Below are 14,808 nucleotides of genomic sequence, written 5' to 3'. Positions count from 1 at the left end.
GGCGCGATCACCGCGGAGCGGATTAACTGGTCCGGGTCCAAGAACAGGGCTAGGGTGGCCCGGTGATCGAGACACTGGTGGCGGGCGACTCCGCGGAACCCCTGGACTACGCCGACGGCTGGGAGCTGCAGCGCCGCCTGCACGCCGAGGTGGTGGCGGGCTCGAGGCCGGACACCCTCGTGCTCTGCGAGCACTCCTCCGTCTACACCGCAGGCAAGCGCACCGAGGCGCACGAGCGCCCGGTCGACGGCTCGCCCGTGGTCGACGTCGACCGCGGAGGGCGGATCACCTGGCACGGCCCGGGGCAGCTCGTCGGCTACCCGATCGTGCGGCTCGGCGAGCCCGTCGACGTGGTCGCCTACGTCCGCTCGCTGGAGGGCGCGCTGATCGCCGCTCTCGACGACCTGGGCGTGCAGGGGCGGCGCGTCGACGGGCGCTCGGGAGTGTGGATCCCGAGGGACGGCGGCGCCGACAAGATCGCCGCGATCGGCATCCGCGTCGCCTCGGGCGTGACGATGCACGGATTCGCCCTCAACGTCTCGAACAGCCTCGAGCCCTACGCCCGCATCGTCGCCTGCGGCATCGCCGACGCCGGAGTGACCACGCTCGAGCGCGAGCGCGGCGAAGCTCCGCCCATGGAGGCGGTGCGGGCGCGGGTGGCGGCGCGCTTCTCGGAGGCGGCCCCCGCCTTCTCCGCCCGCATCGAGGAGGTCGCCGCGTGAGCGCCGAGGCCGGCGGCCGCAAGCTGCTGCGGCTGGAGATCCGCAACGCCGAGACGCCGATCGAGCGCAAGCCCGAGTGGATCCGAACGAAGGCCTCGATGGGCCCGGAGTACCGGCAGCTGCAGTCGCTGGTGAAGAGCGAGGAGCTGCACACCGTCTGCCAGGAGGCGGGCTGCCCCAACATCTTCGAGTGCTGGGAGGACCGAGAGGCGACCTTCCTCATCGGGGGCGCCCAGTGCACCCGCCGCTGCGACTTCTGCCAGATCGACACCGGGAAGCCCGCGGACTACGACGCGGACGAGCCCCGGCGTGTCGGCGAGTCCGTGGCGCGGATGAACCTCCGCTACGCGACCGTCACCGGAGTCGCCCGCGACGACCTGCCCGACGAGGGCTCCTGGCTCTACGCCGAGACCATCCGCCAGATCCACGCCCAGGCTCCGGGCACGGGGGTCGAGATCCTGGTCCCGGACTTCACCGGCCGCGCCGAGCACCTGCAGCGGGTGTTCGACGCGGAGCCGGAGGTGTTCGCCCACAACGTCGAGACGGTGCCGCGGATCTTCAAGCGCATCCGGCCGGCCTTCCGCTACGAGCGCTCGCTCGACGTGCTCACCCAGGGCCGGGAGGCGGGGCTGATCACGAAGTCGAACCTCATTCTCGGCATGGGCGAGGAGCGGGAGGAGATCTCGCAGGCGCTGCAGGACCTCTACGACGCCGGCACCGACATCGTGACCATCACGCAGTACCTCCGCCCGACGCCGCGGCATCTGCCGGTGGACCGCTGGGTGCACCCGGAGGAGTTCGTGGCGATCAAGGAGGAGGCCGAGGACATCGGCTTCCTCGGCGTCCTCGCCGGGCCCCTGGTCCGCTCCTCCTACCGGGCCGGCCGGCTCTGGGCGCGCTCGATGGAGTCGAAGGGGCTGCCGGTCCCGGAGCACCTGCGCCACCTCGCCGACGCGGCGCTGGGCTTCTCGCAGGCCGTGTAGCCCGCCACCGGGACGGCGCCGGCGCGTCGTCCCGGGCGGGGCCGCTCAGCTGACGAGCTGCTGGGCGAAGACGTGGGGGGTGAAGCCGGTGAGGTCGCCGATGCCCTCGCCCTGGCCGACGAGCTTGATCGGGATGCCGGTGCGCTCCTGGACCGCGAGGACGAAGCCGCCCTTCGCGGAGCCGTCGAGCTTGGTGATGACCAGGCCGGTGACGCCCGCGTGCTCGATGAACGCCTCGGCCTGGCTCAGCCCGTTCTGACCGGTCGTCGCGTCGAGCACGAGCAGGATCTCGGAGATCGGGGCCTGCTTCTCGATGACGCGCTTGATCTTCGTGAGCTCGTCCATCAGCCCGCCCTTGGTGTGCAGGCGGCCGGCCGTGTCGATGATGACCATCTCGACGCCGGTGTCCTTCGCGAACTGCACGGTCTGGAAGGCGACGGACGCCGGATCCTGGCGCTCCTGCTGAGGGCGGACGATCTGGGCGTCGGCGCGCTGCGCCCAGGTGGCGAGCTGGTCGACCGCCGCCGCGCGGAAGGTGTCGGCCGCGCCGACCACGACGCTCCGGCCGTAGTTGCGGAGGAACTTGGCGAACTTGCCGATGGTCGTGGTCTTGCCGACGCCGTTCACGCCGACCACGAGGATCACGGCGGGGCGCTCGCTGAGCTTGAGTGTGGTGTCGTACTTCGACAGGCGCTCCTCGAGGGACTCGCGGAGCATCCGCTGCAGGTCGCGCGGGTCGGTGGTGGAGTAGCGGGCGACCTTGGCGCGGAGGTCGTCGACGATCTCCTCGGTGATGTCGGGGCCGAAGTCGGCGGTGATCAGCGCCGTCTCGAGGTCGTCCCAGGTCTGGTCGTCGATCGTGCGCTTCTCGAACAGGCCGCGCAGTGCGCGGCCGAGCGACCAGGAGGTGCGTTCTGCCATGGGTCCAGGCTACCGGCGGGCGCGCCTCCGAGCGGTCGGGGAGGCGGGTTCAGGCCGGGGGCGCGGCGACGCGCTGGCCGACGACGGCCGAGACGCCGTCCTGCCGCATCGAGACGCCGTAGAGGGCGTCCGCGATCTCCATGGTCCGCTTCTGGTGGGTGATGACGATCAGCTGGCTCGAGGTGCGCAGGTCCTCGAAGATGCTGAGCAGTCGGCCGAGATTCGCGTCGTCGAGGGCGGCCTCCACCTCGTCCATGATGTAGAAGGGGCTCGGCCGCGACTTGAAGATGGCGACCATGAACGCCACGGCCGCGAGCGAGCGCTCCCCTCCGGAGAGGAGCGACAGCCGCTCGATCTTCTTGCCGGCCGGCCGCACCGCGACCTCGATGCCGGTGGTGAGCAGGTTCTCCGGGTCGGTCAGCCGGATGCTGCCGGTGCCGCCGGGGAAGAGGACGGGGAACACGTCCGCGAATGCCGCCTGCGTGTCGTCGAACGCGGAGGCGAACACGGTCTGCATCGTCTCGTCGAGCTCCTCGATGATGGTGAGCAGGTCGCGCCGGGTCCCGGTGAGGTCGGCCAGCTGCTCGGTCAGGAACGCGTGCCGCTGCTCCAGCGCGGCGAACTCCTCCAGCGCGAGCGGATTGACGCGGCCCAGCTGCCCGAGCTGCTTCTCGGCCTTCTCGAGGCGGCGGCGCTGCTCCTCGCGGACGTAGGGCCGCGGCTCCTGCTCCACGTCCGTCTCGTCGGGGACGCCGACTCCGGGACCGTACTCCTCCACCAGCACGTCCTCGGTGAGCCCGAGCTCGGACGCGGCGCGCTCGAGCAGACCGGTGAGCTGCAGCCTCTTCTCGTAGATCTGCAGCTCGAGGCCGTGCACGCTCTCGGTGACGGACTGGAGCCGGTCGCGCACGCTCCCCTCCTCGCGGCGGAGCCCCTGCAGCTCGGCGTTCTGCTGCGAGCGCGCCGACTCGGCCGCGACGAGCTCGGCCCGGGCCTGCTGGACGGAGCGGTCGACGGAGGCGAGGACGGCGGGGAGCGCGGCGGTCACCTCGGCCGCCGCGTCGCGCTGGCGACGGCGGATCACGGCGCGGCGCGCGGCCTCGTCGGCGGCGGCGCGGTCGGCGGCCAGCTGGCGGGCGAGCGCCTCCCCGCGGGACTGCTCCGCCCGCACCCGCTCCTTGGCGGTCTCGACGCCGAGCCGCGCCTCGATCTCGCGCTCGCGTGCGGTGTCGACGTCGCGCTGCAGACCGTCGCGGGCGCTCGCGTCGAGCACCGGCCGAGGCCGGGCGCGCGCGGCGTCGAGCGCCGACCTCGCCTCCTGGGCCGCGCGCTCGGCGTCGCCGACCCGGTCCGAGGCGACGGCCAGCGCCCTCGAGCCCCGGCCGTGCTCGGCGGTGGCCGCCTCGAGCTGGGCGCGCACGCCGCCGAGCCGCTCGGTGTGGGCGGCACGGGCGGCGTCGTGCTCGCGGAGGGCCGAGAGCGCGCTCGCGGCCTGCTCCTTCGCGCCGCGGAGCGCACCGGTCTGCTCGGCGAGCTCGAAGCGGAGCCGGTCGATCCCGCCCTCGACCTCCTCCAGCCGGGCGGCGGCCGAGTCGCGCTCGGAGACGAGCTCGATCCGGCTGCGCTGCCCGCCGGAGCCGGCGCTCTGCACGGCGTCGGAGACGGTCGCGCCGTCGCGGGTGACCAGGACGGTGCCCGGATCGATGCGCTCCCTCAGGCGCCGCGCCGCGGCGAGGTCCTCGACCACGAGCACGCGCTCGAGGAGCGAGAGGACCCCGGCCGGCGCCGTGACGAGGTCGCCCGCGCGTTCCGCCCCCTCGGGAACGGTGAGAGCGACGTGCGGCCGGGCGGCGTCGGCGACCAGCAGCTCGACGCGTCCGAGGTCGCGCTCCAGCGCGGCGTCCAGTGCCGCGTCGGCCCGGGCGGTCGACTCGACCAGCACGGCGTCGGCGACCGCGCCGAGGGCGGCGGCGATCGCGGCCTCGCAGCCCGGCCGCACCTGGATCCGCTCGGCGACCCGGCCGCGCACCCCCTCGATCCGGGCGGCGATCAGCTCGGCCGAGCCGTCCGAGACGTCGAGGGCCAGCGACAGGGCACCCGTGCGGGCGGCCAGCGCCTCGCGCTCGCGCTCTAGGGCGTGCAGCTCCTCGCGCAGCCGCTCGATCCCGCCCTCGGCGGCCGAGACCGCGGACTGGGCGAGCTCGTAGCCCTCGTCGAGGCCGCCGTCGGGGCCGCGGCCCGCGTCGTCCAGCTCGGCCTCCAGAGCGTCGAGCGCCCGCCGCGCCGCCTCCTTCCGCCGGTCGGCCGCGTCGAGGGTGTTCTGCGCGCGCAGGACCTCGCCCCGGACGGACGCGAGACGGGAGGCGGCGGTGTCGGCCTGCCCCGAGAGGGTGGAGAGCTCGAGGTCGTAGCGCGAGACGAGGGCCGCCTGCGCGGCGATCTCCGCGTCGACCGCGTCGAGGGCGGAGCGGGCGGCGACGGTCGTGCGCTGCGCCTGGACCCACGCCGACTCCGCGTCGAGGACGGCCTGCCGCAGGCGCTCGAGCTCGACCCGCGCCTCCTCCACCTGCCCCGGCGTCACGCGCGGCTGGATCTGCGGCTGCTCGGACTCGAGCTCGAGCATCGCGAGCCGCTGCCCGGCGAGGGCCGAGAGGTTGCGCAGCCGCTCCTGCACCGACTCCAGCTCGAACGAGGTGCGCCGGGCGTCGTCGACCGCGTCGCCGACCACCTCCGCCTCGATCCGCGCTCGCCGGAGCGTCGCCTGCTCGAGCCGCTGCTGCAGGACCACCCGCTCGCTGTGCCGCTCGCTCTCGGTGCGGGCGAAGCCGTCCAAAGCGGTCCGGAGCGCGACCACGTCGTCGGCGAGCAGGCGCGCCCGGGCGTCGCGCACCACGGCGGCGATCGTCTGCGCCTGCCGTGCGACCTCGGCCTGGCGCCCGAGGGGCTTGAGCTGGCGCCGGATCTCGCCCGCGAGGTCGGAGAGGCGGGTCAGGTTCGCCTGCATCGCCTCGAGCTTGCGGAGCGTCTTCTCCTTGCGGCGGCGGTGCTTGAGGATCCCGGCGGCCTCCTCGATGAACCCGCGCCGCTCCTCGGGGGTCGCGTGCAGCACGGCGTCGAGCTGTCCCTGCCCCACGATGACGTGCATCTCGCGCCCGAGACCGGAGTCGCTCAGCAGCTCCTGCACGTCGAGCAGCCGGCAGCCGCGTCCGTTGATCGCGTACTCGCTGCCGCCGTTGCGGAAGAGGGTCCGGGTGATCGTCACCTCGGTGTACTCGATCGGCAGGGCGCCGTCCGAGTTGTCGATGGTGAGCGCGACCTCGGCGCGGCCGAGGGGTCCGCGGGTGGAGGTGCCCGCGAAGATGACGTCCTCCATCTTGCCGCCGCGGAGCGTCTTCGCCCCCTGCTCCCCCATCACCCAGGCGAGCGCGTCGACGACGTTGCTCTTGCCCGAGCCGTTGGGGCCGACGACGCAGGTGACCCCCGGCTCGAAGGCGAACGTGGTCGGCTGAGCGAAGGACTTGAAGCCCTTGAGGGTCAGGCTCTTCAGGTACACCCGGCCGCCTCGCTCCCGTCCACAACGCCTCCACGGTAGCCGACGGCCGCGGCCGGGCCGGGAGGCGGAGCCCCGACCGGCCGACGGACCGCCGCGATCCCGCACCGGAACAGGCGCAGGAGGCCGCCGCGGGCGCCGAGACGTGCACACTGGGGTGGTGAACCGCACCTCCGACCCGGCGCTCCGGATCCGCGAGCTCGCGATCCCCGAGGCCGTGGGCGCCCACGGCTGGAGCGACTTCCTCGCCCTGACCGCGATCGGCGATGCGGTGGGGACCGCCCCGGACTGCCGGGCCGTCTACACCTGGAACGCCGAGGAGAACCGACCGATGCTCGCTGTGAACGAGGCCGTCTGCTTCACCCCCGTCGCCCACGAGGGCCAGTGGAGGAAGGAGCTCCCATGACCCCGCTCGTCGAGCCCGGACCGCCGCTGACCGCCGCCGAGCGCGAGCGGTTCGCCCGGCAGATCCGCCTGGCGCCCCTCGGGGAGCTCGGACAGCGGCGCCTCCGGAACGCGCGCGTGCTGATCCTCGGCGCGGGCGGCATCGGCTCGCCGGTGATCACGGCGCTCGCCGCGGCCGGGATCGGGCGGCTCGGCATTGTGGACGGCGATGTCGTCGAGCTCTCGAACCTGGCGCGGCAGACGGCGCACGACGACTCCTCGGTGGGCCGGTCGAAGGCGGAGTCGGCGGCGGCGACCGCGCGGCGGCTCTCCCCCGGCATCGACGCCCGGGCCTTCCCGGTGTCGCTGACCTCGGCCAACGTCGACGCCCTGGTGGCGGGCTGGGACGTCGTGGTCGACGGCTTCGACACCTTCGGCGCGCGCTACCTCGCCTCGGACGCGACGACGCGCGCCGGGATCCCGCACGTGTGGGGATCGGCACTCGGCTTCGACGGGCAGCTCTCGACCTTCTGGGCCGGCGCCCCGGGCGGAGGGGTGACCCTGCGCGCGCTGCACCCCGAGGCCGAGGACGCGGGCGACAGCTGCTCGACGGTGGGCGTGCTGGGCGCGCTCTGCGCGCTGATCGGCTCGGCCATGGCGGCCGAGGTCGTCAAGCTCGTGACCGGGGCGGGCGAGCCGCTGTTCGGTCGCGTGCTCGTGCACGACGCTCTCGACTCCTCCTGGGCCGAGCTCCCTCTCGAGCGGCGGGTGCCGCCGGTCCCGGAGCGGCGGGCCGCGGCGGGCTCGATCACGGCGGCCGAGCTGCGGGAGCGGCTGGCCGGGCCGACGCCCCCGACCGTCGTCGACCTCCGCGAGGACGACGAGGACCGGTCCGTCGCGGTGCCCGGTGCCGTGCGGATGCCGATGTCGCGCTTCGACCCCGCCGCTCTGCCGGCCGGTCCGCTCGTGCTGCACTGCGCCTCCGGGGTCCGGTCGCGTCTCGCGGCGGAGCGCGCGGCGGCGGCGGGCGTGGCGTCCGACTCGCTCGACGGCGGGATGGCGTCGTGGCGGGAGCGGTGACCCGCCCCGCGGCCGCGTGCGCCGTGGAACGGGAGGGGTGAGGCGCACCCAGCGCCCTGCCGATCGGCGACCCGGGATGTTCGGTGCTCGCAGCGGAGAGGATCCGTCCTTCTCCGCGGATCAGGGCGGAGCAGTGTCCGAAGCTGATCGGCGGTGGCGTGCTCGCGGCCACCGTTCCGAGGAGAGCACCCATGCCGACGCCTTCACCGCACTCCGCGCGGCAGGCGGCGCTGCTCGATCCTCCCGACCCGCTCGGCCCCGGCGCGGAGGCGTGATGCCCGAGGTCTGGAGTCCCGCCGAGAGGCGGCTGCGTCGGCTCGGCTGGATTCCGCGGCGCCCCCTGCCGCGAGGTGCCGTCTGCGACGCGATCGTCTCGCCGCGCCTCAGCCTCAGCCGCGCCTGGCTGCAGACCGGGGAGTTCGAGGTCCTCCCCCATCCCGGAAGGCTCCGCGTGCTCTTCAGCCTCGACGGGACCGGCCGCCTCTCCGCCCGGGGCCGCGACCACCGGCTCCCGGCCGGCAGCGCTCTCGTGACCCGCGCCTCGACGGTGCAGTACGCGGCGGCGCTCAGTCCGTGGGCGCGCTTCGAGTGGCAGCTGCGCCCCTCGGTGCTCCGCGCGAGCGAGTTCGCCTCGCTCACGGACCGGGTCCTCGCCCTCCCCGAGGCCTACTGGCGCGCACTCACCGGTGCGGCGAACACCGTCCTCAGTTTCGGCGTCGAGCCCTCGGACGCGGCCTTCGAGCACTTCGAGATCGCGAGCGAGCACCTCCTGGCCTCGGCCTTCTCGGCGCTGCTGCCCTCCTCCGACCGGGAGGACCGGTCCCCCGCCGCCGTGTATGCGAACGGCACGCGCCTGATCGAGCGGCACTACCGCGACCGCTCCTTCACGGTGGAGACGCTTGCGGAGAGCCTCGGCGTGTCGGTCAGCCACCTGCACCGGGCGTTCTCGGCCGCCGGCACCACCCCTCGTCAGCGGATCGAGCGCGCGCGGGCTTTCGAGGCGCAGCGCCTCCTCGACGAACTCGGCCCGCGGGCGGCGACGGACCTGGACCGCGTGGCGCGGTCGGCCGGCTTCAGCTCGCGGATCCACATGCAGCGGACCCTCCGCCGGATCGACGACGCGAGCTGACGTGGGCCGCCGCGCCCCCCGCGCCGGACGGGCTCCCGGCGAGGAGGCGGCCTGAGCGGCTCCCCCGGTCCGGCGGCGCGACGGAACGTCCACGGTCGGGCATGGAACCTCGTCGCGGCCCGTTCCGCGTCGACCGGAGGCCGGACGTTCGGCAGGATCGGCGCGTCCACCACCCCTCGCACGAAAGAAAGAAAAGGAACACCATGACGGACACCAACGCCCTGGACCCGACGGCAGCGCACTCGCGCTCCCTCCCACCGCGGATCGACTCGACCCGCGGGGGGCTCGCCCGGCGGACGATCATGTCGGGTGCGGCCTGGTCCGTCCCCGTCGTCGCCGCGGCGGTCGCGACCCCCGCGGCCGCCGCGTCCACCGGCCTCACCCTCGCCTTCGACGCCCCGGCGTACTCCTTCCCCGCCTGCACCACGAGAACGGTCTCCGTCCTCGCCACGACCAACGGCGCTCCCGCTGCCGGCGACACGGTCGCCATCACTCTCCCCGCCGGCCTGACCAGCGGCGGCGCGCAGACCGTCAGGGCGACGACCGGCGCGGACGGACGCGTGAGCATCCCGGTCACGGCCGGGAACGTGGCGCAGAACGGCATCACCCTCTCCGCCGTCTCCGGCGCCGCGGGCGCGACGGCGACCGCGAGCACCACCGCGACCACGGGGACCGCCGTCCGGTACGTCACCGACGGCGGACGGACGACGACGGAGTCGAACGGCAACGTGCCCTCGGGAGCCAAGACCGTCGGACCCCGGTACTACCTGACGGAGTCGGGCGAGCTCTATCACGGCGGGGGGCGGATCGCGCGCGGCGTCACCAGCGTCCAGGGCTTCCGCGACGAGCAGAACCGCGACGTCGCCGACTTCGTCGTCGACGGCGTCTTCTACCGCTTCGTCACCGGAGAGGCCGCGCCGAAGGCCATCGGGAGCGGCGTGCCGGCCGGATCGACGGTCCATGCGCCCGCCTTCTACGTCACACCGAACGGCGAGCTGCGGCGCGCCGGCGGAGCCCTCGTGACCACCGGAGTGACGAGCGCGGACTCCTTCCGCGACCAGAGCAACAACGACGTCATCGACGTGATCGTCGGCTCGGAGCTCGTCCGCTACATCTCCTCCACGAAGAACCAGGTCTACGCCAGGAACGTTCCGGCAGGATCGACCGCCTTGGCGCCCTCGTACCACCTGACGCCGGACGGGCGCCTCTTCAACAGCAGCATCCTGGTCGCTACCGGGGTGACCAGTGCCGACGCCTACCGCGATCGACAGAACCGTGACGTCGTGGACGTGATCCAGAACGGCGCTCTCGTCCGGTACGGCGCGTTCGCGGACAGGACGCAGCCGCAGATCCGCGTCGCCTCCGGTGTGCCCTCCGACGCCACCATCTTCGCGCCGGACGCCTACGTGACCCGGGACGGCCGGGCCTTCGTCAGCGGCGTGCTGGTCGCCACCGGAGTCTCCTCGGCGTTCGGATTCCTCGACGTGCAGAACCGCAACGTGCTCGACACGATGACCAACGTCCTGTGCCCGTGACGCACGGGATCGGCCGCTGATCCGGTCCTGCCCCGCCGCACGCGGGTCCGAGGGAGGCGTCCCGCGGGTCCCTGTGCGGCGGGACAGGACCAGTCCGTCCTCGGGATGCAGCGTCCTCCAGAAGCGCGGACGCACCTGCTGCGGACCGCGCGGAGCGGACGCACCGGTCCGGTCGAGGACGGCTCGTCACGGAGGGCTCTTCGGGGTCAGCCGCCGGCGAACGGCGGCAGGACGTCGACCGCGGCATCGGGACGCAGCGGCGTGGCCCTGTTCGCGGTCGACACGCCGTCGACCAGGTAGGTGCACCGTGCGAGCACGTCGGAGGCCGAGGGCGCGGAGGCGACGAGTCTCTCCTCGAGAGCGCCCAGGTCGGGCACCTCGTCGAGCTCGTCGGAACCACGGCCGAGGGCGGCCTTGGCCGCCGCGAAGTAGCGGACCCGCATGCTCATCCGCCGATCGCGCTCATCGTGCGCTCGGGCTGCACGAAGCCCGCCCGGTTCATCTCGTGTCCCGCGGGCTTGGCCCACATCGCCCCGCGCCAGAGCTGGGCGACCTCGTGGTCGTCCGCGCCCGCGCGCATCGGGCCGAGCAGGTCCGTCTCCTCGTTCGAGAAGAGGCAGCTGCGGACACCTCCCTCGGCGGTGAGCCGGGTGCGGCGGCAGTCGTCGCAGAAGTTCTCGGTGACGGACGCGATGATCCCCACCTGGCCGAGCACCTCGGACCCCCCGGCCTCGCGGACGTCGAAGAGCTCGGCGGGGGCGCCGTCGCGGGGGGCCGCGTGCGGGCTGAGCGAGAAGCGCTCCGAGAGCAGCGCCCGGATGTCCGCGGCGGTGATCATGGTCGCGCGGTCCCAGCCGTGGTCGGCGTCGAGCGCCATCTGCTCGATGAAGCGGAGCTGGTGGCCTCCCGCGAGGGCCCAGGCGAGCAGCTCCGGGGCCTCGTGGTCGTTGATCCCGGGCAGGAGCACTGCGTTGATCTTGGTCTGGTCCAGGCCGGCGGGACCGAGCGCGTCGATGCCCGCGAGCACGCGGTCGAGGAACGGGCGACGGGTGACCTTCGCGAAGGTCTCGGCGCAGATCGAGTCGAGCGAGACGTTGACGCGGTTCAGGCCGGCGTCGGCGAGCGCCGCCGCCCGACCCGACAGGCCGATCGCGTTCGTGGTGAGCGAGATCTCGGGGCGCGGGTCGAGGGAGGCGACGTCGCGGATGATGTCGACGAGGTCCTTGCGCAGGAGCGGCTCGCCGCCGGTGAAGCGGATCTGGCGGACGCCGAACTGCTCCACGGCGATGCGCGCGAGGCGGAGGATCTCCTCGCGGCTGAGCAGGGACGCGGGCGGCTGGAACGGCAGGCCCTCCGCCGGCATGCAATAGGTGCAGCGCAGATTGCACTTGTCCGTCAGCGAGATCCGCAGATCGTCCGCGACGCGCCCGTAGGTGTCCAGGAGGAGCGGGGTGGCGGGGCGGTCGGCCGGGAGGACCGCGCTGCGCTGTCGGGGCCGGAAGCCCGGGATCCCCAGTGCTGTGCTCATCCGCTCACACTACGCCGCGGAACCGGGCGCGACCCGGCAAGATGGACTCGGTCCCGCCGCCGGTCGGGCTCCGCCGCTCGCGAGAGGACACGATGACCTCGATCGACCTGCACGCCGCCCGGGTGCGGGCGCTGCTCGCGCCGCTGGCCACGCGGGGTGCCCGCGAGACCCTGAGCCTGGAGCCGGCCGCCGTCGCCGCCGATCCGGGCGCGTACGACCGGCGGGTCCTCGCCCGCTCCGTCGACTCCCCGCTCGACCTGCCGCGCTTCGACAACTCGCAGATGGACGGCTTCGCGGTGCGGGCGGCCGACCTCGACGCGGCGGCGCCGGAGCATCCCGTCGCCCTGCCCGTCTCGGCGCCGATCCCCGCGGGCGACCGGGCGCCGCGGCACGAGCCCGGCACGGCGACACCGATCATGACCGGCTCGCCGCTGCCGGAGGGGGCCGACGCCGTCGTCCCGGTCGAGCGCGTCGATCCTCCGCGCTTCCCCGCGGCGGGCAGCGTCGCCTTCGCGCACCCGGTGGTGCCGGCGACCTTCGTCCGAGCCCGGGGCAGCGACGCCCGCCGCGGCGAGCTCGCCCTCCCGGCCGGCACGGTCCTCCGCGCGGCCCACTACGGACTCCTCGCCTCCCTCGGGCTGACCGAGGCGGAGGTGCTGCCGCGACTCCGGGTGCTCGTCGTCCCCACCGGCAACGAGATCCGTCCCGCAGGCGCCGTCCTCGAGGAGGCGCAGATCCACGACGCGAACGGCGCCCTGCTGGCCGAGGCCGTCCGCGAGGCGGGCGCGCTGCCCGTCGTCGTCGCCTGCACGAGCGATCGGGCCGAGGACCTCCTGGCGCTGCTCGAGGAGCACGCGGGCGCGGCCGACCTGGTGATCACGGTCGGCGGTGTCAGCGCGGGCGCGTACGAGGTCGTCCGCGACGCGCTCGGCCCGGCGGGCTCGGAGTTCGGCCACGTCGAGATGCAGCCGGGCGGCCCGCAGGGCCTCGGTCTCGTGCGCGTGGCCGAGGGGCTGCACCTGCCGGTCGTCTCGCTTCCCGGGAACCCGGTGAGCGCCCTGGTCTCGTTCGAGGTGTTCCTCCGGCCCGTGCTGCGCTCGCTCGCGGGACGGACGCCCGCCGAGCGGCCGCGGCTCCGTGCGCGCCTCGGCACGGCGCTCGACTCGCCCGCGCACCTGCACCAGATCCGCCGCGGAGTCCTCGACGACGAGGGCCTCGTGCACCCGATGGGCGGGCCCGGCTCGCACCTACTGGCGTCCTACGCCCGCTCCACCGTGCTCATCCACGTCCCCGTCGGGACGGACCACGCAGCGACCGGCGACACGGTCGAGATCTGGAGGATCGATGACTGAGAGCGATCGGCTCACCCATGTGCGCGGCGACGGAGCCGTGCACATGGTCGATGTGAGCGCGAAGGAGGTCACGGCGCGCACCGCCGTCGCCGAGGGCTACGTCGAGACCTCGCCCGAGGTGGTGCGGCTCCTCGAGCAGGGCGAGCTGCCCAAGGGCGAAGCGCTCGGCGTGGCGCGGATCGCCGGGATCCTCGGCGCGAAGGCGACCTCGACCCTCATCCCGCTCTGCCACCCGCTGGCGCTGGACGGCGTCGACGTGGACCTCGAGCCGCAGGACGGCCGCGTCCGGATCGAGGCGCGCGTGCGCACGACCGGGCGCACCGGCGTCGAGATGGAGGCGCTGACCGCGGTCAGCGTGGCCGCCCTCACGGTCTACGACATGATCAAGGCGGTCGATCGCGGTGCCGCGATCACCGGTATCCGTGTGCTCGCGAAGGCGGGCGGGAGGAGCGGCTCGTGGACGAGCGGAGGAACCCCGTGACGCGGCGGGCGGTGGCGGTCGTCGCCTCCACCCGTGCCGCCTCCGGCGTGTACGAGGACCGGACGGGACCGGCGCTGGAGGCCTGGTTCACCACCCGCGGCTGGGAGTCCCGGGTGGTCGTCGTGGCCGACGGCGACGCGGTGGGCGAGGCGATCGCCGACGCGATCGGCAGCGGAGTCGACGTGGTCGTGACCACCGGCGGGACGGGCGTCGCCCCGAGCGACGTCACCCCGGAGCAGACCGCCCCCCTCCTGGAGAGGCCCCTGCCCGGCCTCGCCGAGGCGGTGCGCGCCAAGGGCGCCGCCCACGTCCCGACCGCCGTGCTCAGCCGCGGGCTCGCCGGCGTCAGCGGCCGCACCGTCGTAGTGAACCTCCCCGGCTCCCCCGGCGGCGTCCGCGACGGGATCGACGTGCTCGACCCGGTGATCGGGCACCTCCTCGATCAGCTCGGAGGCGGCGACCATGCCCGCTGAGCCGGTCGCCCTCGCCCGGCTCGCGGCCGAGGCCATCACCGTCGACGAGTGCGAGCAGGCGGTCGACTCCCCGACGCACGGCGCCGTGGTGACCTTCGCGGGCGTCGTCCGCGACCACGACGAGGGCCGCGGCGTGCTCCGGCTGTCCTACGAGGCGCACCCGGACGCCCCCGCCGCACTCCTCGCCTCCGCCCGCCGCATCGCCGAGCGCTGGCCCGACGTCCGCATCGCCGCCGTGCACCGGATCGGCGACCTCGTGGTCGGCGACCTCGCCCTCGCCTGCGCCGTGGCCTCGGCCCACCGCGCGGCGGCCTTCGAAGCCTGCGCGGCACTGGTCGACGACATCAAGGCGTCGGTGCCGATCTGGAAGGAGCAGTCCTTCGTCGACGGCAGCTCGGAGTGGGTCGCGAGCCTCGGCTGATCTTCCTTCGAGCCCGTCCCCGCCGGGCTCGGCGCGGTCGGCCGGAGAGGGTGGTCACGTTTCGCAGAGCGGGGAGCGATCGCCTAGATCGATCCGCTGGCACGCGGATCGATCGTCCGGCTCGGGGGGAGAGCGGAGGGGTGGCGGGTCGACGTCGTCCTGGGCCAGGGAAGTGGTCATGTTGCCGGTCACGAGCTCGGCGACCGGCACGGCGACGTCCGAGCCGTCGGCCCGCCAGACGAGGGCGGT

At 74.2% G+C, this 14,808-nt stretch carries 15 protein-coding genes; 10 read left to right on the top strand and 5 right to left on the bottom strand.

The genetic code is table 11. From position 1 onward, the window contains the following. The first annotated feature begins 62 nt into the window (after positions 1 to 62). Together lipB and lipA are read left to right on the top strand one after the other, a co-directional pair. Positions 63 to 722, top strand: coding sequence for a lipoyl(octanoyl) transferase LipB (gene lipB, locus C5D04_RS09165; protein ID WP_104232487.1), 660 nt, complete (start codon positions 63 to 65; stop codon positions 720 to 722). Then, positions 719 to 1,705, top strand: a complete 987-nt coding sequence (lipA, locus tag C5D04_RS09160) for a lipoyl synthase (protein ID WP_104226884.1) — start codon at positions 719 to 721, stop codon at positions 1,703 to 1,705. The genes lipB and lipA overlap by 4 nt, the downstream gene beginning before the upstream one ends. A 45-nt stretch (positions 1,706 to 1,750) precedes the next feature. Here lipA and ftsY read toward each other — a convergent pair whose 3' ends face one another. Further along, complete coding sequence (gene ftsY / locus C5D04_RS09155) at positions 1,751 to 2,626, bottom strand: signal recognition particle-docking protein FtsY (protein ID WP_104223920.1); 876 nt, start codon at positions 2,624 to 2,626, stop codon at positions 1,751 to 1,753. A gap of 49 nt (positions 2,627 to 2,675) precedes the next feature. Further along, entirely contained in the window at positions 2,676 to 6,179 is a 3,504-nt protein-coding gene (gene smc, locus C5D04_RS09150; protein WP_104347617.1) for a chromosome segregation protein SMC, read from the bottom strand. A 157-nt stretch (positions 6,180 to 6,336) separates the two neighbouring features. Between smc and C5D04_RS09145 the strand changes: the two genes are divergently transcribed. The 4 genes from C5D04_RS09145 to C5D04_RS09130 all read left to right on the top strand — a co-directional run bounded on the left by C5D04_RS09145 (position 6,337) and on the right by C5D04_RS09130 (position 10,304). Continuing rightward, complete coding sequence (locus C5D04_RS09145) at positions 6,337 to 6,582, top strand: hypothetical protein (RefSeq protein WP_146087851.1); 246 nt, start codon at positions 6,337 to 6,339, stop codon at positions 6,580 to 6,582. Then, on the top strand, positions 6,579 to 7,640 hold the full coding sequence (locus C5D04_RS09140) for a ThiF family adenylyltransferase (protein ID WP_104232484.1): 1,062 nt from the start codon (positions 6,579 to 6,581) through the stop codon (positions 7,638 to 7,640). The genes C5D04_RS09145 and C5D04_RS09140 overlap by 4 nt, the downstream gene beginning before the upstream one ends. Positions 7,641 to 7,914: 274 nt before the next feature. Continuing rightward, positions 7,915 to 8,769, top strand: a complete 855-nt coding sequence (locus C5D04_RS09135; protein ID WP_104347615.1) for an AraC family transcriptional regulator — start codon at positions 7,915 to 7,917, stop codon at positions 8,767 to 8,769. 203 nt (positions 8,770 to 8,972) lie between these two features. Beyond that, positions 8,973 to 10,304, top strand: coding sequence for a hypothetical protein (locus tag C5D04_RS09130; protein WP_104325925.1), 1,332 nt, complete (start codon positions 8,973 to 8,975; stop codon positions 10,302 to 10,304). Between the two features lie 206 nt (positions 10,305 to 10,510). On the opposite strand, the gene C5D04_RS09125 is transcribed toward C5D04_RS09130, so the two are convergent. Then, complete coding sequence (locus C5D04_RS09125) at positions 10,511 to 10,753, bottom strand: MoaD/ThiS family protein (protein ID WP_104347614.1); 243 nt, start codon at positions 10,751 to 10,753, stop codon at positions 10,511 to 10,513. Then, positions 10,750 to 11,832, bottom strand: coding sequence for a GTP 3',8-cyclase MoaA (gene moaA / locus C5D04_RS09120; RefSeq protein ID WP_104226889.1), 1,083 nt, complete (start codon positions 11,830 to 11,832; stop codon positions 10,750 to 10,752). Before moaA ends, C5D04_RS09125 begins: the two co-directional genes overlap by 4 nt. A 92-nt stretch (positions 11,833 to 11,924) precedes the next feature. On the opposite strand from moaA, the gene glp reads away from it, so the two are divergent. The 4 genes from glp to C5D04_RS09100 are packed head-to-tail and all read left to right on the top strand — an operon-like array spanning position 11,925 to position 14,559. Next, positions 11,925 to 13,184 carry a gephyrin-like molybdotransferase Glp gene (glp, locus tag C5D04_RS09115; protein ID WP_104347630.1) on the top strand — a complete coding sequence of 420 codons (1,260 nt, stop codon included), beginning with the start codon at positions 11,925 to 11,927 and terminating at the stop codon, positions 13,182 to 13,184. Beyond that, positions 13,177 to 13,665 (top strand): cyclic pyranopterin monophosphate synthase MoaC, encoded by a 489-nt coding sequence (gene moaC, locus C5D04_RS09110; protein ID WP_104232482.1) that lies wholly within the window; start codon positions 13,177 to 13,179, stop codon positions 13,663 to 13,665. Before glp ends, moaC begins: the two co-directional genes overlap by 8 nt. After that, entirely contained in the window at positions 13,641 to 14,138 is a 498-nt protein-coding gene (locus C5D04_RS09105) for a molybdenum cofactor biosynthesis protein B (RefSeq protein ID WP_244229433.1), read from the top strand. The genes moaC and C5D04_RS09105 overlap by 25 nt, the downstream gene beginning before the upstream one ends. Then, complete coding sequence (locus C5D04_RS09100; protein WP_104232481.1) at positions 14,128 to 14,559, top strand: molybdenum cofactor biosynthesis protein MoaE; 432 nt, start codon at positions 14,128 to 14,130, stop codon at positions 14,557 to 14,559. Before C5D04_RS09105 ends, C5D04_RS09100 begins: the two co-directional genes overlap by 11 nt. 54 nt (positions 14,560 to 14,613) lie before the next feature. Here the strand turns inward: C5D04_RS09100 and C5D04_RS18525 are convergent. After that, the coding region (locus tag C5D04_RS18525) for a hypothetical protein (RefSeq protein WP_219815019.1) at positions 14,614 to 14,808 on the bottom strand (195 nt) is incomplete at its 5' end.

Origin of the sequence: Rathayibacter sp. AY1D2 (genome assembly GCF_002932695.1) — a bacterium.
In the GTDB taxonomy this organism is placed as follows: Bacteria; Actinomycetota; Actinomycetes; order Actinomycetales; family Microbacteriaceae; genus Rathayibacter.
This window is presented reverse-complemented; position numbering and strand designations above follow the sequence as displayed.